The sequence below is a fragment of the Roseovarius sp. MMSF_3298 genome, assembly GCF_030733705.1.
GTDB lineage: Bacteria > Pseudomonadota > Alphaproteobacteria > Rhodobacterales > Rhodobacteraceae > Roseovarius > Roseovarius confluentis.
On the sequence record NZ_JASHIN010000001.1, the window covers coordinates 333,721 to 352,560 of the forward strand.

20 protein-coding genes are annotated in these 18,840 nt (G+C 64.5%); 11 read left to right on the plus strand and 9 right to left on the minus strand.

Annotated elements, in window-relative coordinates:
* Position 1 precedes the first annotated feature (1 nt).
* The 3 genes from RBB18_RS01675 to RBB18_RS01685 all read right to left on the minus strand — a co-directional run bounded on the left by RBB18_RS01675 (position 2) and on the right by RBB18_RS01685 (position 3,787).
* Positions 2–1,600, minus strand: a complete 1,599-nt coding sequence (locus RBB18_RS01675; protein ID WP_103761082.1) for an ABC transporter substrate-binding protein — start codon at positions 1,598–1,600, stop codon at positions 2–4.
* A 322-nt stretch (positions 1,601–1,922) separates the two neighbouring features.
* Positions 1,923–2,672 carry an aspartate/glutamate racemase family protein gene (locus RBB18_RS01680; RefSeq protein WP_103761081.1) on the minus strand — a complete coding sequence of 250 codons (750 nt, stop codon included), beginning with the start codon at positions 2,670–2,672 and terminating at the stop codon, positions 1,923–1,925.
* Complete coding sequence (locus tag RBB18_RS01685) at positions 2,669–3,787, minus strand: anhydro-N-acetylmuramic acid kinase (protein WP_306111151.1); 1,119 nt, start codon at positions 3,785–3,787, stop codon at positions 2,669–2,671. The genes RBB18_RS01680 and RBB18_RS01685 overlap by 4 nt, the downstream gene beginning before the upstream one ends.
* Positions 3,788–3,850: 63 nt before the next feature.
* On the opposite strand from RBB18_RS01685, the gene tyrS reads away from it, so the two are divergent.
* Positions 3,851–5,104, plus strand: a complete 1,254-nt coding sequence (tyrS, locus tag RBB18_RS01690; protein ID WP_274594157.1) for a tyrosine--tRNA ligase — start codon at positions 3,851–3,853, stop codon at positions 5,102–5,104.
* A 72-nt stretch (positions 5,105–5,176) separates the two neighbouring features.
* On the opposite strand, the gene RBB18_RS01695 is transcribed toward tyrS, so the two are convergent.
* Positions 5,177–6,157 (minus strand): zinc-binding dehydrogenase, encoded by a 981-nt coding sequence (locus RBB18_RS01695; protein WP_306111150.1) that lies wholly within the window; start codon positions 6,155–6,157, stop codon positions 5,177–5,179.
* A gap of 169 nt (positions 6,158–6,326) precedes the next feature.
* Here RBB18_RS01695 and RBB18_RS01700 point away from each other — a divergent pair, with 169 nt between their 5' ends.
* From RBB18_RS01700 to arsH, 3 genes are read left to right on the plus strand one after another with little or no spacing between them, the layout of a single operon-like run.
* Entirely contained in the window at positions 6,327–6,659 is a 333-nt protein-coding gene (locus RBB18_RS01700) for a helix-turn-helix transcriptional regulator (protein ID WP_306111149.1), read from the plus strand.
* A 28-nt stretch (positions 6,660–6,687) separates the two neighbouring features.
* Positions 6,688–7,752 carry an ACR3 family arsenite efflux transporter gene (arsB, locus tag RBB18_RS01705; protein WP_306111148.1) on the plus strand — a complete coding sequence of 355 codons (1,065 nt, stop codon included), beginning with the start codon at positions 6,688–6,690 and terminating at the stop codon, positions 7,750–7,752.
* A complete protein-coding gene (arsH, locus tag RBB18_RS01710; RefSeq protein WP_306111147.1) occupies positions 7,749–8,474 on the plus strand; it encodes an arsenical resistance protein ArsH in 726 nt (241 codons plus the stop codon). The genes arsB and arsH overlap by 4 nt, the downstream gene beginning before the upstream one ends.
* Before the next feature lie 49 nt (positions 8,475–8,523).
* On the opposite strand, the gene aroB is transcribed toward arsH, so the two are convergent.
* Positions 8,524–9,636, minus strand: a complete 1,113-nt coding sequence (gene aroB, locus RBB18_RS01715; protein ID WP_103761075.1) for a 3-dehydroquinate synthase — start codon at positions 9,634–9,636, stop codon at positions 8,524–8,526.
* The gene (locus RBB18_RS01720) at positions 9,633–10,193 is read right to left on the minus strand and encodes a shikimate kinase (RefSeq protein ID WP_306111146.1); all 561 of its coding nucleotides are present in this window, start codon (positions 10,191–10,193) and stop codon (positions 9,633–9,635) included. The genes aroB and RBB18_RS01720 overlap by 4 nt, the downstream gene beginning before the upstream one ends.
* 110 nt (positions 10,194–10,303) lie before the next feature.
* Here RBB18_RS01720 and RBB18_RS01725 point away from each other — a divergent pair, with 110 nt between their 5' ends.
* From RBB18_RS01725 to RBB18_RS01735, 3 genes are read left to right on the plus strand one after another with little or no spacing between them, the layout of a single operon-like run.
* Positions 10,304–10,453, plus strand: a complete 150-nt coding sequence (locus RBB18_RS01725; RefSeq protein WP_170067083.1) for a hypothetical protein — start codon at positions 10,304–10,306, stop codon at positions 10,451–10,453.
* On the plus strand, positions 10,440–11,978 hold the full coding sequence (locus RBB18_RS01730) for a hypothetical protein (RefSeq protein WP_306111145.1): 1,539 nt from the start codon (positions 10,440–10,442) through the stop codon (positions 11,976–11,978). Before RBB18_RS01725 ends, RBB18_RS01730 begins: the two co-directional genes overlap by 14 nt.
* Positions 11,975–12,943, plus strand: coding sequence for a site-specific tyrosine recombinase XerD (locus RBB18_RS01735; RefSeq protein ID WP_103761072.1), 969 nt, complete (start codon positions 11,975–11,977; stop codon positions 12,941–12,943). The genes RBB18_RS01730 and RBB18_RS01735 overlap by 4 nt, the downstream gene beginning before the upstream one ends.
* Here the strand turns inward: RBB18_RS01735 and RBB18_RS01740 are convergent.
* Positions 12,892–13,698 (minus strand): metallophosphoesterase, encoded by an 807-nt coding sequence (locus tag RBB18_RS01740; protein ID WP_306111144.1) that lies wholly within the window; start codon positions 13,696–13,698, stop codon positions 12,892–12,894. The genes RBB18_RS01735 and RBB18_RS01740 overlap by 52 nt on opposite strands.
* A 70-nt stretch (positions 13,699–13,768) precedes the next feature.
* Here RBB18_RS01740 and RBB18_RS01745 point away from each other — a divergent pair, with 70 nt between their 5' ends.
* Positions 13,769–15,076 (plus strand): HlyC/CorC family transporter, encoded by a 1,308-nt coding sequence (locus RBB18_RS01745; protein WP_103761070.1) that lies wholly within the window; start codon positions 13,769–13,771, stop codon positions 15,074–15,076.
* 199 nt (positions 15,077–15,275) lie between these two features.
* Here RBB18_RS01745 and RBB18_RS01750 read toward each other — a convergent pair whose 3' ends face one another.
* Positions 15,276–16,364, minus strand: coding sequence for a PA0069 family radical SAM protein (locus tag RBB18_RS01750; protein ID WP_306111143.1), 1,089 nt, complete (start codon positions 16,362–16,364; stop codon positions 15,276–15,278).
* 203 nt (positions 16,365–16,567) lie between these two features.
* On the opposite strand from RBB18_RS01750, the gene RBB18_RS01755 reads away from it, so the two are divergent.
* The 3 genes from RBB18_RS01755 to RBB18_RS01765 all read left to right on the plus strand — a co-directional run bounded on the left by RBB18_RS01755 (position 16,568) and on the right by RBB18_RS01765 (position 18,186).
* Positions 16,568–17,272, plus strand: coding sequence for a B12-binding domain-containing protein (locus tag RBB18_RS01755; protein ID WP_103761068.1), 705 nt, complete (start codon positions 16,568–16,570; stop codon positions 17,270–17,272).
* Between the two features lie 97 nt (positions 17,273–17,369).
* Entirely contained in the window at positions 17,370–17,555 is a 186-nt protein-coding gene (locus tag RBB18_RS01760) for a hypothetical protein (protein WP_306111142.1), read from the plus strand.
* 1 nt (position 17,556) lies between these two features.
* Positions 17,557–18,186: a DUF1638 domain-containing protein gene (locus tag RBB18_RS01765; RefSeq protein ID WP_306111141.1), complete on the plus strand. Its 630-nt coding sequence runs from the start codon at positions 17,557–17,559 to the stop codon at positions 18,184–18,186.
* 120 nt (positions 18,187–18,306) lie between these two features.
* Here RBB18_RS01765 and RBB18_RS01770 read toward each other — a convergent pair whose 3' ends face one another.
* Positions 18,307–18,717, minus strand: a complete 411-nt coding sequence (locus RBB18_RS01770) for a SufE family protein (protein ID WP_103761065.1) — start codon at positions 18,715–18,717, stop codon at positions 18,307–18,309.
* Positions 18,718–18,840: the final 123 nt, after the last annotated feature.

Genomic DNA, 18,840 nt, shown 5'->3' on the forward strand with positions numbered 1-18,840 from the left:
GTCACGCGGTGAGCCACCAACGCTCCATGTAGCGTTCGCCGTCGAGATCCCAGTTGGTAGCAATGGTCTCGGGCGTGCCGACGTCGTCGCCCACCCCGAAGACATAGGATGCGAACATCGGGATGGCCGAGCCGCCCTCTTCGTTTAGGATCTTCTGCATTTCGAAATACATGTCGCGGCGCTTGGTCTCGTCGAGTTCCGCGCGGGCCTCGACCAGAAGCTTGTCGAAACGCTCGTTCGACCAGTGTGACTCGTTCCACGACACGCCGGTCTGGTAGGTGGTCGAAAACATCTGGTCCTCCACCGGACGCCCGCTCCAGTAACTGGTGATGAAGGGGGATTTCATCCAGTGGTCGGCCCAGAAGCCGTCATTGGGCTGGCGGTTGACGTTGAGATCGATGTTTGCGCCCTTGGCGGAGTTCTGGATCAGGATGGCCGCGTCGACCGCTCCGGCGAAGGCGGCCTCGGAGGCCATTATCTCGATCTGGAGCGAGTCGAGGCCCGCCTCCTTGAGGTGGAACTTGGCACGGTCGGGGTCATAGGTGCGCTGTTCCAACTCGTCGTTGTAGAAGCGCTGGCCCGAGCCGATGGGATGGTCGTTGCCGACCTCGCCGTAGCCGAAGAGGATCTTGTCCACCAGTTCCTGCCGGTCGATGGCGTATTTCACTGCGAGCCGGATGTTGTTGTCGGTATAGGGATCGACATCGCAGAGCATCGGCAGCGAATAGTGCAGCGTGCCGGTGGTGGTCTTGAGGTTGACCCCGTCGCGGCGGCCCAGCAGGGCGGCGGTCTTGAGATCGACCCGGTCGATGACGTGAACGTCGCCCGAGACCAGCGCCGAGGTGCGGGCGTTCTGGTCGATGATCGACAACACCTCGACCGTGTCGAAAAAGGCCACGTCGTCGTTCCAGTGGTTGGCGTGGCGGGAAAGCTGCGAGCTGACGCCGGCATCGTAATTGTCGAGGACGTAGGAGCCGCAGCCGATGTAATCCTGCCAGTTCATCGTGCCGTCATCGTTGGCGGGCATCACCGGCAGGTGGTAGTCGGTCATGATGAAAGGGAAGTCGGCGTTGCCGCTCTCCAGCTCGACCACCACGACGAGGTCGCCATCGGCGGTGATCTCGGTCACCGGTGCGACGAGCGGCCCGGCAGCAGAGGTGTTGCCCTCGCCCCGGTGGTGGTTGATCGAGGCGATGACGTCGCTGGCCTTGACCGTGCGGCCATTGTGGAATTCCAGACCGTCGCGCAGCTTGAACGTCCAGGTCTTGGCGTCGGGCGAGGATTCCCAGCTTTCGGCGAGCGAGGGCGCGAGGCTGCCGTCGGGCGCGATTTCGGTCAGGTAGCCCTGGTAGCCACCCAAGGAGAGGCCAATCGTGTAGCCGTTCTCGATGACGCCGGGATCGAGCTTGTCGGTGGTCGCGCCGTGGCCACGGGCGACGCGAAAATGACCGCCTTTCCGTGGGGTCTGGGCGTGAACCATGTCGGCGGTCAGGGACAGGGCCGAGACAGTCGCGCCGGCGGCCAGCCCCTGTTGCATGAAGCGGCGGCGCGAGATCCGTCGCGTGCGCAGGTCGCGCGTCAGTTTGTCGAGGAAATCCATTCTCTTCTCCTTGTTGGACCGGCCTTTTGGTGGCCGTTTCTTGTTTTTGCCGGGATGCGACGCATGTCTTGCCGCTTCCGCAGCGCAAGCATAGCGCGGTTATTCGCGGCCTGTCTCTCGGTTGTTGGCGCGATGCGCGGGTTCCCTCTGGCAAGCGACTGGTTTTTCAGCGCCCTGCCCGTCCCAGCGGCGCTGCGAAAGGCAGGGGCGCATTGAGGGTCGATGAAAGGACGGCAGCCGGTGAGGTACGGTGGGTTTTCACCCACCCTACGCGGCGGACGCCATCCCGGGACAGGCCCGGGACCGGAGCGCCGAGGCGCGGTCAGGCGACCGCGGTGCGTACGCCTTCGGTCTCGAAGAGCCGCCCCGGGCCCCATCCGCGCGCATCTATCCCGGCGCGGCCCAGAATGTGCCACAGCAGCGCCTGGTTGGAGCTGATGACCGGCAGGCCCAACTCGGATTCGAGGGGGTCGATCACGCCGAAGGTGCGTAGGTTGGTGCAGGAGGTGAAGATGGCCTGCACGCCCTTGGCCTTGGCGGCCTCGGTGACGGCGGCGTGGGTGGAGCCTTCGGTGATGCGCGCGACGCGACGGTCGTCGGTTTCGCCGAAGCTGAGGTTGTGCACGACCTCGATGCCGCGTGATTCCAGAAAGCTGCGCATGGGGGCGATGACCTGCGCCGAGTATGGCGTGACCATCGCGATGCGCGACGCCCCGAGCGCGCGGAGACCGGCGACCACGGCGCTGATCGGGTTGGTGACGGGGACGCCGGGATGGGCCAGTTGCACCTGCCCCTCGACCAGCTCGGGGCCCATCAGCGCCGAGGCGGAGGTACAGCCATAGCCCACGGCATCGAGCCCGTCCGGCAGAAGCGAGGCGGAGGCGGCCATGCGTTCCTGCATGGAAACGAGGTTTTCGGCCGTGACCTCGTTGTCCGAGAAGATGCGGGTGTGATGCACGGCCACGTCGCGGCCCGCGAGGATGCTGCGCGCCTCGGTTTCCAGCGTCTCGTCGGTGCTCAGGACCACGAGACCGATGCGCGTTCCCATACCGTTGTCCAGGTCGTATTTCATCGCGTGCTCCCGTCCGGCCAACTGACAGTGCCGCCTGCCACTGCCGCCGCGACGCCGGTTGTCGCGGGGCAGGATGTTGGCAGGCCGCGTAGCACGCGCACGGCAAGATGGCCGAAGGCCTGTGCTTCCAGCATATCACCATCAAGGCCCACCGCCTCGACCGGGTCCACCACGGCGTCGAGTGCGGCGCGCAGCATGGACATCATGACGGGGTTCTTGCGCCCGCCGCCGCAGACCAGCAGGCGTTCGGGCGGGGATGGGCAATGCTCCATCGCCTGCAGAACCGCCGCGGCGCTCATCGCCGTGAGGGTGGCCGCGGCGTCGGCGTCACCGAGTTCGTGCACGAGGGTGTAGAGGTCGGAAAACGCGTCGCGGTCGAGGCTTTTCGGGGGGATCTTGCGAAAATACGGCTCGTCGAGGAAAAGCTCGAGCGCGCCTTGCGCCACGGTGCCTTGCAGAGCGAATGCGCCGTCACGGTCGCAGGGCTCGCCCCTGCGCTGCATCATCAGGTCGTTGACGGGGGCATTTGCAGGGCCGGTGTCAAAGGCCAACAGCGCGCCGTCCTGATCGGGGCGGTCGCGGCTGGGGTCGATCCAGGTGATGTTGCCCACGCCCCCCAGATTTAGGAACGCGAGCGGGCGTTCGGCCCCCATCCACTTGGCGCAGGCGAAGTGGAAGAACGGGGCGAGCGGCGCGCCCTCGCCACCAAGGCGCACATCGGCCGAGCGGAAATCCCAAATCACCGGGAGGTCGAGATGCATGGCCAGCGCCGCACCATCACCCAGCTGGTGCGTTCCGCGCCCCTGTGGATCATGCGCCAAGGTCTGGCCGTGGAAGCCGACGATCTGCGCGCCTTCAAAGCGCGACAGCACGTCGACATGGGCCTGTTGGACGAGCGGCAGGACCTCCTGCCCCACCTCGTCGGGCCATTTGCCAAGGGCGTCGCGCAAAACGGCTTCTTCCGTGGAAGAATACTCGCGATAGCCGCTGTCGCCGAAGGCAAAGATCGCCTCGCCATCGGTCTGGACCATGGCGGCATCGACCCCGTCGAGAGAGGTGCCCGACATCGCCCCGAGCGCCCAGACCGGGCCGCTCTTCAAACCGGCCTTCAACATGGCCTTTTCCTTCGCCTGAACCATCCCTATACATGCCGCGCAAAACCAGCTGGGACAAGCGATATGACCTACCACGCCAAATCGGATTTCATGGCCACGATGATCGAGCGCGGCTTTCTGGCCGACTGCACCGATTACCAGGGGCTGGACGACGCCCTGAGCGCGGGCGTGGTGCCGACCTATATCGGTTATGACGCCACGGCGCAGTCGCTGCATGTGGGGCACCTGCTGAACATCATGATGCTGCGCTGGTTGCAGAAAACCGGGCACAAGCCGATCACGCTGATGGGTGGCGGGACCACGAAGGTGGGTGACCCGAGCTTTCGGTCGGACGAGCGGCCCTTGCTGGGGCCCGAGCAGATCGAGAGCAATATCAACGGGATGCAGCAGGTCTTTGCGCGATACCTGGCCTATGGCGACGGGCCCACGGATGCGCTGATGCTGAACAATGCCGAATGGCTGGACGGGCTGAATTACCTGGAGTTCCTGCGCGATATCGGGCGGCATTTCTCGGTCAACCGGATGCTGTCTTTCGAGAGCGTCAAGTCGCGGCTGGACCGGGAGCAGTCGCTGAGCTTTCTCGAGTTCAACTACATGATCCTTCAGGCCTATGACTTTCTGGAGCTGAACCGGCGCTATGGCTGCCTGTTGCAGATGGGCGGGTCGGACCAGTGGGGCAATATCGTCAACGGGATCGACCTGACGCGGCGGGTGCTGGACCACGAGATCTATGGCCTGACCTCGCCCCTGCTGGAGACCGCCGACGGGCGCAAGATGGGCAAGTCGGCGGATGGCGCGGTGTGGCTGAATGCGGATATGCGGTCGCCTTACGAGTTCTGGCAGTTCTGGCGGAACACGATGGATGCCGATGTGGGGCGGTTCCTGAAGCTTTACACCGAGTTGCCGGTGGACGAATGCAACCGGCTGGGCGCGCTGGCAGGGGCCGAGATCAACGAGGCCAAGGTGATCCTGGCGAACGAGGTGACGACCCTGCTGCACGGGGCCGATGCGGCGGCGAAGGCGCAAGCCACGGCGCGGGAAGTGTTCGAGAAAGGCGGTGTCGGGGACGATCTGCCGACGCTGGAACTGTCGCCGGCCGAGGTAGGCGACGGGATTTCCATCGTGCAACTGATCGTGAAATCCGGACTGGCCGGATCGGGCAAGGAGGCCAAGCGCCTGATTGCCGAGAACGGCGCCCGGATGGACGACCAGCCGCTGACCGATGCGGGGTTGATCGTGGATCAGGGTGCGCTGTCGTCACCGATCAAGCTGTCGGCGGGCAAGAAGCGGCACGCTTTGGTGAAGATCGCCGAATGAGGCATTGACGCCCCGGAATTATTGAAAAATTCCGGGGCGTTTTCCTTGCAAGACAACGAGCGCGTGGCGGCGTCAGGGTTTCAGCATGACCTTGCCATCACGACCGGGGGTCAGAGAAGCGGTCACGGCGTCGGTGACCTGATCGAGGGAATACGTGCCGTCCGCTGCCAGCGGCAGCTTGCCCTGCACCGCGAGTGTCACCAGTTCGGTCATCAGGCTTTCGCGGCGGTCGGGGTCCATCTCGGGCCCGACACGGGCGCCCCAGAAGCCCTTGACTGTGATCTGTTTCATGATGAGCGGACCAGAGGCAAGCGGCATTGGTGCGCCGGTTGCTGTGCCGAAGACGATCATTTCGCCGTCGCTCGACAGCAGGTCGACAAGATGTGCCGCGACCTCACCGCCAACGGAATCGATGGCCGAGACGCCCTTGCCGTCGCCGATGGTTTCACTGACTTGATCGGTCCAGTCGTCGTCAGAGGTGGAAATGACATTCGTGGTTCCTGAGTCGCGCAGGCCTTGCGCGGCTTCGTCCCGGCGCACGAGGTTGACGAGGTTGATGCCGCGTTCCTTTGCCAGAACGGCCATGATGCGGCCCACAGCCCCGTTGGCGGCAGTCTGGATGACCCAGTCGCCCTGCTCGGCCTTGAGGCTGTCGAGCAGGCAAATGGCCGAGAATGGCATGGCGATAAGCTGCGCGCCCTGCTCGTCGGAGATCTGCTCGGGCAAGGGCATGAGGCCGTTCGCGGGCGCGAGGAAATACTCGGCCCATGTGCCATGCACGCCCGCGACGGCGACGCGCTGGCCCTTGAGGCTGTCATCGACGCCTTCGCCCACGGCGTCGACGATGCCCGCCGCCTCGGAGCCGCCGATCGCACCGGGCAGTTCGGGCTTGTAGCCGTAGGTGCCGCGCACCGTCCAGAGGTCGTGGTTGTGGATGGGCGACAGGAGGGTCCGGATACGCACCTGCCCCTCGCCCGGTTCGGGCGTGTCGGTGTCGGTCGTGTAGAGGACCTTGGCGGGGTCGCCGAATGTATCGTGGATCGCGGCTTTCATGAAAATCGACCTTTCCTATTTGATGTGTGGCCGGACAACGGACCTATTCCCGGCGAAACGGGTGGCGATGCGCTTTGTTCCTGCGCCGCCGCGCTGCCGTCGCGGCAGCGGTTCAATGTTACACAGAGATCGCTTGCGTTCCACGCTAAATATCCATATTTCTCGATATATGGATAAGCCAAGCGCCCTTGCCGCCTTTCAGGCCCTGTCACAGGATACACGGCTGGACGTGTTTCGCCTGTTGATGCGGGCCGGCCCCGAGGGCATGGCGGCGGGCGAAATCGCGACAACTTGCGGCGTGCGGCAGAACACCATGTCGGCGCATCTGTCGATCCTGTCGCAGGCCGGGTTGGTCCGGGCCACGCGGGACGGTCGCTCGGTGCGCTATCGCGCCGAGATCGGGGGCCTCCGTGGGTTGCTGGCGTTTTTGATGGAGGATTGCTGTGGCGGAAATCCTGCGCGGTGCCAGTCGCTTATCGACGAAATTTCGCTGAAATGCTGACCCGGGCAGACGCGAAGGAAAGGCAAAGATGACGGACAGAACCGACACCCCGCAGGACAGCAGACTGGGCGTTTTCGAACGCTACCTGAGCGTCTGGATCGCGCTGGCGATCGTGCTGGGTATCGCGCTTGGCGTGATGGCGCCGGGGCTGGTGGAGGCCGTCGCGGCGGCAGAGGTGGCACGGATCAACCTCGTGGTGGCGGTGCTGATCTGGGCGATGATCTATCCGATGATGATCGGTGTGGACCTGAGCACCATTCCGGCGGTGGCGAAACAGCCGAAGGGGCTGGTGATCACGCTGATCGTCAACTGGCTGATCAAGCCGTTCACCATGGCGCTGCTGGCGGTGCTGTTTTTCGATTACGTTTTCGCGCCGTGGATCGCGCCAGAGGATGCGGCGCAGTACATTGCCGGGCTGATCCTGCTGGGCGCGGCGCCCTGCACGGCGATGGTCTTCGTGTGGTCACAACTGACGAAGGGCGACGAGACCTACACACTGGTGCAGGTGTCGGTGAACGATCTGATCATGGTCTTCGCATTTGCCCCCATCGTCGCGGTTCTGCTTGGGGTGACCGACATCACAGTGCCGTGGCAGACACTGGTGACGGCGACGGTCCTCTACGTGGTTCTGCCGCTGGTGGCGGGGCTGGTGACGCGGCGGATGCTGGGCTCGAAAGCGGCGATCGAGGCGTTCACGGCACGGGTGAAGCCGTGGTCGATCATCGGTTTGATCGCGACTGTGGCGATCCTGTTCGGCTTGCAGGGCAGCATCATCCTGGCGAATCCCTTCGTGATCGCGCTGATCGCGGTGCCGATCCTGATCCAGAGCTATGGGATTTTCGCGCTGGCCTATGGCGCGGCCTACATGATGCGCGTGCCGCACCGGGTGGCGGCGCCTTGTGCGATGATCGGGACCTCGAATTTCTTCGAGTTGGCGGTGGCTGTGGCCATCAGTCTCTTTGGTCTCAATTCGGGTGCGGCGCTGGCCACTGTGGTCGGTGTGCTGGTCGAGGTGCCGGTGATGCTGTCGCTGGTTGCGTTTGCAAACCGGACGCGGGCGCGGTTCGGTCAACGCCAAGAGGTGCGCGGATGAGTGATTTGCCCAACCTGAACGCGGACGCCCTGCCGGGCACAGACGAGGACCGCCTGTTCCCGGCGGAGCGGGCCCGCCATGCGCCGCAAATCCTGCTGCTCTATGGCAGCTTGCGGGAACGGTCGTTTTCGCGGCTGTTGAGCGAGGAAGCGGCGCGGGTGTTGCGCCATCTCGGTGCCGAGACGCGGACATTCGATCCGCATGGCCTGCCCCTGCCCGACGATGCCGAGACGAGCCATCCGAAGGTGGCGGAACTGCGTGAGTTGGTGCTGTGGTCGGAAGGTATGGTCTGGGTCAGTCCGGAGCGTCATGGCGCAATGACCGGCGTGATGAAGGCGATGATCGACTGGATCCCGCTGGCGCCCATCGGCGGCATCCGCCCGACGCAGGGCAAGACCTTGGCCGTGGCGCAGCTGAGTGGCGGGTCACAGAGCTTCAACGCGGTGAACCAGATGCGGATCCTGGGCCGGTGGATGCGGATGCTGACGATCCCGAACCAGTCGTCCGTGCCGAAAGCGTGGGACGAATTCGACGAGACAGACCGGATGAAGCCGGGGCCGCTATACGACCGGGTGGTGGACGTGATGGAGGAGTTGGTGAAGTTCACGCTGCTGACGCGCGATCAGGCGGCGTACCTGACCGATCGGTATTCCGAGCGGGTCGAGACGCTTGAGGAATTGTCGAAGCGGGTGAATACGTCAAAGGCGATCGGGACAGAGTGAATGGGTCGCGCGTGGGTTATCACCCACCCTACGCAGGTGGCGGCGGGACTCAGCGCGCGGCCAGTGCCTCGGACAGGACTTTGTGGACCACATCCATGTCCACGTCCTCGGCCACGAAGGCGTCTCCGATGCCGCGCGCGAGGATGAAGCGCAGCTTGCCGTCGACCACCTTCTTGTCCTGGCTCATGAGCTCGATAAGGCCGTCGGCATCCGGCAATTCTCCTGCAATATCCGACAGGTCCACCTTCATGTTCATGTCGCGCAGATGGGCGCGGACGCGGCTGGGGTCTTCCTGCGAACACAGGCCCAGACGGCTTGAGAGCTCGAACGCCAGCGCACAGCCGATGGCGACGCCCTCGCCGTGAAGCAGGCGGTCGCCGTATCCGGTGGCGGCCTCGAGCGCGTGGCAGAAGGTGTGACCAAGGTTCAGGAGCGCGCGGCGGCCGTGTTCCTTTTCATCCTCGATGACGATCTCGGCCTTCATTTCGACCGAGCGTTTGACCCCCGCGATCCGGCCAGCCATGTCGCCCTGCGCCATACTGGGACCGTGGGTTTCCAGCCAGTCGAAGAAGGCGGCGTCCCCAAGCAGGCCGTACTTTACCACTTCGCCATAACCGGCCAGGAAATCACGACTTTTCAGCGTTCCGAGTACATCCGTATCCGCCAGAACGAGGCTGGGCTGATGGAAGGCACCGATGAGGTTCTTGCCCTGGGGCGCGTTGATGCCGGTTTTGCCTCCCACGGAACTGTCGACCTGGGCAAGCAGGCTGGTGGGTACCTGCACGAACCGCACCCCGCGGCGCAGGACAGACGCGGCGAAGCCCACCAGATCGCCGATGACACCGCCGCCGAAAGCGATGACCACGTCGCTGCGTTCGACCTTTTCGGACAGGAGCCATTCGACACAACGCTCGAACTGCGGCCAGCCCTTGGTGCCTTCGCCGGGGGGCAGCGCGAGGGCGGTGCTGTCGATGCCGCCCGCCTTCAGTCCCGCCTGAAGCGTGGCGAGATGCAACGCTCCGACTGTTTCGTCCGTGACGATGGCCACGCGGGGGCGGCGCAGCAGCGGCGCGATCAGCGCCCCGGCCTGTCCGAGAAGCCCGGGGCCGATATGGATGTCATAGGCCCGGTCGCCCAGCCCCACGTGAACGCGTTCTGTCATGTCACCTTCTCCAGCACATCGGGCCGCTGTTGAAGCGCCTCGCACACCTTGATGGCCATCTGGTCGATCGTGTAGGACGCATGGGCGGGCACCGCGAGATCGGCCATTTCGTAATACGGCAGCCGCGCCTCATAGAGGTCCTTTAACGTCTTGTAAGGATCAGCCGTGCGCAGCAAAGGCCTGGTATCTTTATGCTTTACGCGATTCCACAAAAGCTTCAGGTCGGCCTGAAGCCAGACCGAGACGCCCTTTGCCCCGATAAGATCGCGGTTGCGCTCGGAGAGGAAAGCGCCGCCTCCGGCCGACAGAATGCAACGATGGCCGTCGAGCAGCCGGTCGATCACCTGCGTTTCGCGGTCACGGAAAAACGCCTCGCCGTCGCGGGAAAAAATTTCGGCGATCGTCATGTTCGCCGCGGCCTCGATCTCGACATCGGAGTCGAGCAAAGGAACATCAAGCATGGCCGCCAACGCCTTGCCCACGGCGGTTTTTCCGGCGCCCATCATACCCACCAGCACGACGGTTTTCTTCAACTGCCAATGTCCCGAGGCCGCCACTTTCGGCGCTCCTATGCCAATCTCTTCTTTTCAGCCACTGAATGACGTGATCTTGATGAAATTGCCAGTTATAAAGTGGTAAAAGACGGTAAGAAACGGGCAGGCACGTTATGTTCAGACTTCTCAAATGGCTGATCTATCTTGGCATTCTGGCGTTCCTGGCGCTGGTCGGCTATGCCTATATCGGCCCGTTCTTCGGGGCGGATTTCTCGCCCGAGCGAGAAGAAATTCGACAGGAAATCATACTTGAAGACACTTGAAACCATTTGTTTCTCAATAATTTTTGCCACGCCGGTGCTGGCGCAGGAACCGCTGGCGGCCATCGACTGGTTGAAAGATCCCGCGCCGATCAGCGTGGCCAGACCGCTGGAAGAGGCGCTGAAACCGCCCGCGGCGGACGACGTGGAAGGCGCCGTGGTGCCGGACGTCGAGGTGATGCCGCTGGACGGAGCACAACCCGATGCGGCGGGGCTCTTGCCCGGCAGCACCACGGGGCTGCCGCCGAACTTGTGGGCGGGCAGCAGCACCGACACCCTTGTGTCGCAATTCTCGCGCCTGCCGCCGGATCCGTTACCGGCGATCCAGGCGCTGTATTACACGTTATTATTGGCCGAAGCCGAGGCGCCCGCTGACGCGGGACGCGACGCGCGGTTTCTGCGGGCACGGCTGGCCGCGCTGCGCAAGATGGGGGCCGTGGATCCGGCGCTGGCGCTGGTGCAGCAGGCGGGAAGTTATGATGCCAATCTGTTCGATCAGTGGTTCGACCTGTCGCTCCTGACCGGCACCGAGGAAGAGGCCTGTGCCGCGCTGAGCCGGGAACCCGAGTTGAGCGAACGATACGACGCACGGATCTATTGCGGGGCGCGCGCCGGGGACTGGCAGACTGCGGCGCTGACTTACGAGACGGCCACGGCGGTGGGAGTGCTGGACACCGCAAGCGCGCGACTTTTGGCGCAGTACCTAGACCCCGAGACGATCGGGGCCGAGGTGTCGCTGGCCCCGTCGACGCAGATGACGCCGCTTCTGTATCGCCTGTACGAGGCGGCGGGCACGCCCCTGCCCACTCGCAATCTGGCGCGGGAATACGCGGTGGCGGACCTGCGCGGGCTGACCGGGCTGAAGGCCGAGATCGAGGCGGCAGAGCGGTTGACCCGCACCGGCGCCCTGCCCGCCAATCGCCTGCTGGGACTTTACACAGACCAGCGCCCGGCGGCCTCGGGCGGGGTGTGGGACCGCGTGGCGGGCGTGCAGAATTTGGAACAGGCGATTGCCGATACCGACCCGCAGGCGGTGGCGCGCCATCTGCCGGGGCTATGGCGGGACATGAAACGCGAAGGCCTTGCGGTGGCCTTTGCCACGCTGTTCGCGCAGTCCCTGTCGACGCTGGAGCTGGACGGGCGGGCACGGGACGCGGCGTTCGAGGTGGCACTTTTGTCACAGGATTACGAGACGCTGGCACCGAAGCTTGCCGGGAGCGACGCACGGGCGCAGTTCCTGTTGGGGGTGGCGCGGGGCGCACCGGATGCCACGCTGGCCAGCGAGACTCCGCAGGTCGCCATAGCCGAGGCCTTTGCCGCAACAGCCGCGCACACCGACCACGCAGACATGTTGGAAGCCGGGCGGCTGGGCCAGGCGATTCTGACCGCGGCGTTGCAGCTGGACACTGCCGGACCGAACCAAGCAAGCGACATCGTGGCGGGCCTCGCGACACTGCGCTCCGTGGGGTTGGAGGACACCGCGCGACAGGCGGCGTTGCAGATCCTGCTACTGAAGGCGGACACGTGAGCACGGCGCACTGGCTGGCGAATTTCCTCGACGCGCAGGCGGCCGAGGCCGGGGCGGCGAAAAACACGTTGCAGGCCTATGCCCGAGACCTGACGGATTTCACCGAGTGGCTGGAACGGACCGGCCAGGATGCCGCCAGCGCGGGCCAGGCGGATATCGAGGCCTACCTGGTGCATTGCGACGCGCAAGGTCTGGCGCGCTCGACACGGGCGCGGCGGCTGTCGGCGATCAAGCAGCTCTATCGGTTCGTTTTCGACGAAGGGCTGCGTAGCGACAATCCGGCGATCCAGATCAAGGGGCCGGGCCGGGATCAACGCCTGCCCAAGACGCTGGAGCTGGACGAGGTGGACCGGCTGCTGGAGGCCGCACGGGCCACGGGCCGGAGCGAGGCCGACAAGCTGCGCAACACCTGCCTGATGGAGCTGCTATACGCCACGGGGATGCGGGTGACCGAGCTGGTGTCGCTGCCGGTGGCGTCCTGCCGGGGCGATCCGCAGATGTTGTTGGTGCGCGGCAAGGGCGGCAAGGAGCGGCTGGTGCCCATGTCGCCGCCTGCAAGGCAGGCGCTGGCGGCGTGGCTGGAGAGACGCGATGCCGCCGAGGAGGCCGCGAAAGCCAAGGGCAAGCCGGTGTCGGCCTTCCTGTTTCCCTCGGGCGGCAAGGCGGGCCACCTGACGCGCAATCGCTTTTTCCTTTTGGTCAAGGAGTTCGCCGTGGCGGCGGGAATCAGCCCCGAGCGGGTGTCGCCCCACACGCTGCGCCATGCCTTTGCCACGCATCTGCTGGCCGGGGGCGCCGACCTGCGCACCATCCAGACGATGCTGGGTCATGCCGATGTGGGCACGACAGAGATCTACACCCATGTGCTCGAGGACCGCCTGCGCGAACTGGTGTTCGACGCGCACCCGCTGGCTCAGGAGGAACGGCGCAACGATGCGGGCAGCATGTCTTCGGACGGCCAGTAGCCGGTGCGAAGCGCGTTGTCGTAGCCTTGGGTCAGGCCTGCCGACTGCATGTCCGCATGGGCAGCGGCATGATCGTAGTCCAGTTTGTGGAACGTGACCGCGCCGTCCCGCAATAGCGCGTACTCGGTGCGCGGCGTGCCGTCATTGGGCGGCATGCCGATCACACCGGCATTGACCCAGTCAACCTGCCCGATGCGGCGCTGGAAGGCGATGCCGGAATGACCCGCGAAGACGATATCGACGGGCCCGCCCTGCGTCTCGATCAGGGCGATTTCGCTGGCGAAGGCAGACGCGGGGCTGCTGGACCAAAGAAAGCGGCTGATATCGCTGAGACCGCCATGGATGACGGCGCAGCGCAGGCCGTGATGGGTGAAGCGGATCATGTCGGGCAGACCGTCCATCCATGCGCGGGCGTTCGCACCGATGGCCGCGTCGGCATGGGCATACCAGCCCGCCGACAAGAGGTCGCAGACGCTTCCGTTCTCGAATCCGCAGCCGCAATCCATCTGGTACGCGGCCAGCTGTTTCTCGCAATTGCCGGCCACGACGGGCAGACCCGCCGCCCGGATCAGCGCCACGGTCTGTGCCGGCGCCCCGCAATAGGCCACCAGATCGCCGGTGCAGATGGTATCGCGCGGGGCAATGCCGAGGCGCACCGTCAGGGCCAGCAGAGTCTGCGTCGCGTGCAGGTTCGAATACGGCCCGCCGAAGACCGCGAGCGGAGTGTCCCGCGCGCCCAAATCGACAAGTTTCATCGCCTGTTTCCTTGAATGACCGGCGTCCACGCCCCATAACCCCTGCAACGCATAACGTGACTATTGGACAATGGACCCCGCCTTAACAACCTTTGACACTGCCTTCTGGATCTCCGCCGGTGCGATCCTGCTGCTTCTTGTTCTGTCCGCCTGCTTCTCGGGCAGTGAAACCGCGCTGACCGCCGCATCGCGCGGCAAGCTGCGGGCTCGCGCCGACAAGGGGTCGAAAGGCGCCGAGCGGGCGCTGCAGATCACCGAGGACAACGAGCGTCTGATCGGCTCGGTCCTGCTGGGCAACAACCTTGTGAATATCCTGGCGACCTCGCTGGCGACGGCGCTGTTTACCCGCGCCTTCGGCGAGAGCGGCGTGGCGCTGGCGACGCTGGTGATGACGCTTCTGGTCCTGATCTTTGCCGAGGTGCTGCCCAAGACCTACGCGATCACCAATGCCGAGGCGGCGGCGTCGCATGCCGCTCCGGTCATTCGCTGGGTGATCGTCGTGTTCTCGCCCGTGGTATCGGCGGTGCGCCTGCTGGTGCGCGGCGTGCTGCGGGTGTTCGGGGTGAAGACCGACCCCGACAGCCAGATCCTGGCCGTGCGCGAGGAAATCGCCGGGGCTCTTTACCTTGGCCACTCCGAGGGCGTGGTGGAAAAGGAGGACCGTGACCGGATCCTTGGCGCGCTGGACCTGGGCGACCGCGCGGTCGAGGAGATCATGCTTCACCGCAGCCAGATCGAAATGATCGACGCGGCGCTGGAACCCGAGGCGATCCTGGACCAGTGCCTGAAATCCAACCACACGCGCCTGCCGATCTATCGCGACGATCCCGACAACATCATCGGGGTGGTGCACGCCAAGGACTTGCTGCGCGCCATGCACACGCTTGCCCTGCAGGCCGAGGGCGCGCGCGGCGCCTTGGCGACGTTCGATATCTGCGACGTCGCGATGGAGCCCTATTTCGTGCCGGAGACCACCACGCTCGATGACCAGATGCGGCAATTCCTGCGGATGCGGAGCCATTTTGCGCTGGTGGTGGACGAGTATGGTGACTTGCAGGGGCTGATTACGCTGGAAGATATCCTGGAAGAGATCGTGGGCGAGATCACCGACGAGTTCGACCCGGACGGCGACCACCCCGTGGGGCGCAGCGATGACGGGCAGTTCCTGGTGGACGGGGGCACGACGATTCGCGATCTGAACCGGGCGACGGACTGGACGCTCCCGGATGACGAGGCCAACACGGTGGCAGGTCTTGTGATCTACGAGGCGCAGATCATCCCGGAAGTGGGACAGGTGTTCAATTTTCACGGCTTCCGGTTCGAGGTGGTGGAGAAGGAAGACAACCGGCTGACCAAGTTGAAGGTGCGTAAATTGTAGCGCGGGTGTGGTGGGTTTTCACCCACCCTACGGAGGCATCGAGGTCCCGGGTCAAGCCCGGGACGGGATGCGCGTAATTCGGGGCGCAGTGGTGGGGTGCAACCCCACCCTACGGCAGCCGGCAGGTCCCGGCGCGATGTCGTGCGGACCCGTAGGGTGGGTGAAAACCCACGCGCGGACGCCGATGTGATCGCCCATCTCAAAACAACTCCATCTGGTCCCCGGCCCGTGCGGGCGGTTCAAACAGATCACATCGCAGCGGCGGCTGCTTGGCATCCAGCCCCAGCCGCCTTGCAGCCACCTTGAACCGCTGCGCCACCATCTCGGCGTAAGGGCCTGACCCGCGCATCCGGCGCCCCCAATCCGCGGCGTAATCCTTGCCGCCATGCATATCGCGCACATGGCCCATGACGCGGGCGGCCCGGTCGGGGCAGGTCGCGGCCAGCCATTCGCGGAACAGCGGCGAGACCTCCAGCGGCAGGCGCAGCATGATCCAACTCGCCGCCTCGGCCCCTGCCCCGGCAACGGATTTCAGTATCGGCTCAATCTCGTGGCAGGTCAGGCCCGGGATCACCGGCGACACCATGGCGCGTACGGGGACGCCCGCACTAGCCAGCCGCTCGATCACTTTCAGCCGCCGCGCCGGGGCCGGTGCGCGCGGCTCCATCGCGCGCGACAGCGCCGCGTCGAGCGTGGTGACGGAAATGCCCACCCGTGCCAGCCCGCGCTCGGCCATGTCCGACAGGATGTCGATGTCGCGCTCCACCAGGCTGCCCTTGGTGACGATGGCGACGGGGTGATTGAACTGTGACAGAACCTGGAGGCAGGCGCGCATAATGCCATGAGTCTTTTCGATGGGTTGGTACGGATCGGTATTGGTGCCGATGGCAATGGGCCGAACCTTGTAGCCGGGCTTGCGCAGTTCCGTGGCCAGCACCTCGGGGGCGTCGGGGCGGGCGACCAGCCGGGTTTCGAAATCAAGCCCCGCCGACAGGCCGAGCCAGGCGTGGCTGGGCCGGGCGAAGCAATAGATGCACCCATGCTCGCAGCCCCGGTAGGGGTTGATCGAGCGGTCGAAGGGCAGATCAGGCGAGCGATTGTACGTGATGATACTGCGCGGCCGCTCGATGCTAACGCGGGTGCCGAGGGCCGCCTCCTCGGGCGCGAGGTTCCAGCCGTCGTCCTCGAAACTTCGCGACTCGCGCTCGTAGCGGCCCACGGCGTTGCTGACCGCCCCCCGGCCCGGACGGCGCAAACGTGGATCAATGGTGTCGGAGGCATCGGACATAGCCGAATTATAGGAACATTAAGAGAACATATGCAACAAGCGCATAGTGAGCATGGAGATTTTCCACCGCTGGGGGCGTGAAACTGCGCCATCTGTCGGTGCAAGAACCGAGCATGTCGGAATTGGAAAGTCGTGTGCGACAAAATGGACGTAATCGCGGAGGCTAGACAACGGGCCACGCGCCACACCAAGGGATCAAGCACATGTCCGACGAAGAAGACGACATCATCCTCAGCGAACTGGACGACGAGGAGCTTGTCCAGCAGATGTTCGACGACCTCTATGATGGTCTGAAAGAAGAGATCGAGGAAGGCGTGAACATCCTGCTGGAGCGCGGCTGGCAACCCTACCAGGTGCTGACCGAGGCGCTGGTGGGCGGCATGACCATCGTCGGCAAGGATTTCCGCGACGGTATCCTGTTCGTCCCCGAGGTGCTGCTGGCCGCCAACGCGATGAAGGGCGGCATGGCCATCCTCAAACCGCTGCTGGCGGAAACCGGCGCGCCGCGCGTGGGCAAGATGGTCATCGGCACGGTCAAGGGCGACATCCACGACATCGGCAAGAACCTGGTGTCGATGATGATGGAAGGTGCGGGATTCGAGGTGGTCGATATCGGCATCAACAACCCGGTCGAGAACTACCTCGAGGCGCTGGAAACCGAAAAGCCGGACATCCTGGGCATGTCGGCGCTGCTGACCACCACGATGCCCTACATGAAGGTCGTCATCGACACGATGGTCGAACAGGGCCTGCGCGACGACTATATCGTGCTTGTGGGCGGTGCGCCGCTGAACGAGGAATTCGGCAAGGCCATCGGCGCCGACGCCTATTGCCGCGACGCCGCCGTGGCGGTGGAAACCGCAAAGGACCTGGTGGGTCGCAAGCACAACCAGGGTGCGACGGGCTGAGCCTTTGCCAATGGTGACCGAGAAAGCCCTGCCCGACCCGGCGGGGCTTTTTTCGTCAAAGCACTGCGCTTATGTCATTGCGGAAAGGAACACGCCCATGCCGCTCAACAAGCTGGTCATGCTGCTGATCGCGGTGATCGCCGCCGCTGGCGCCACGATCTTTGTGGCGACTTCCGCCTGGGGCCCCGAGACACTGTCGGAGAACTGGATGATCGCGGTGCCGCTGGTGCTGGTGGTCTATCTTGTGGTGCGCGCCATGGGCCTGCGCGGCGGCGGGCGCTGAGATGCTGCCGAGCGACAAAACCCTGACCGAGGACGGCTTTTCCGAACGCACGAAAGGCAACATCCTGCTGGTCGCCTGTGGCGCGCTGGCGCGCGAGATCCTGGCGTTGAAACAAGCCAATGGATGGGATCACATGGTCCTGCAATGCCTGCCGGCAAAGTACCACCTTTTTCCCGACAAGATCGTGACAGCGGTCGAACGAACGGTGGCCGAGAACCGCGATGCCTATGACCAGATATTCGTGGTCTACGCCGATTGCGGCACCGGCGGGCTCTTACAGGCGAAATGCCGCGAGGTGGGCGTCGAAATGGTCGAAGGACCGCATTGCTATTCCTTCTTCGAGGGCAACGAGACCTTCGCGGCCCGGGACGAGATCACCGCCTTCTACCTGACCGATTTCCTGGTCAAGCAGTTCGACGCCTTCGTCTGGAAGCCGATGGGCCTCGACCGGCATCCCGAACTGCGCGACATGATCTTCGGCAACTACACCACGCTGGTCTACCAGGCCCAGGTCGAGGACCCCGCCCTCAAGGCCAAGGCCCAGGACTGCGCCGACCGGCTCGGGCTCGACTTCGAATACCGTTTCACCGGCTATGGCGACCTCGAAACCGCGCTTGCCGCCCGCGCCTGAGCGGCCTTTTCCTCTGGCCAAAAATATCCCGGGGAGGAGGTCGAAACCAAAGTTTCGACCGGAGGGGCAGCGCCTCTCTTCATGAAAAAAAATCGAGCGTGGCGCAGCCACTCCACTGGGTTACGCGGCCTCCGACGCGACCACGCGAATGCGTTCGATCATCGCGCGAAGACCGTTGGAGCGTTGCGCCGACAAATGGTCGTTCAATCCCAGCCGGGCCAGTTCGCCGGGGGCATCCACCTGCCCCACCTGCCCCACCGGCAGATCATTGTAGAGCGCACGCAGCACCGCGATCAGGCCGCGCACGATCAAGGCGTCCGAATCGCCATCGAAGCGGAACGTGCCGGCCTCGGTCTGCGGGTGCAACCAGACCTGGCTGGCACAGCCATCGACCTTCGTCGCGGGTACCTTGAGCGCGTCGTCGAGCCCGTCCATGGCCTTTCCGCGGTCGATCACGTAGCGGTAGCGGTCTTCCCAGTCCTCCAGAAACTCGAAATCCTCGACGATCTCTTCGAATGCCTGCTGCGCCATGCAACGCGTCTCCTGTCTGTTTCTTGCCCCACAGTTAGGTGTGCAACACCTCGAGGTCCAGTGCGCCAAGTCCCTTTTCAAGCCAGCGCGGATGGGGTAGTCGAATAGAAACGAGGAAGGGGC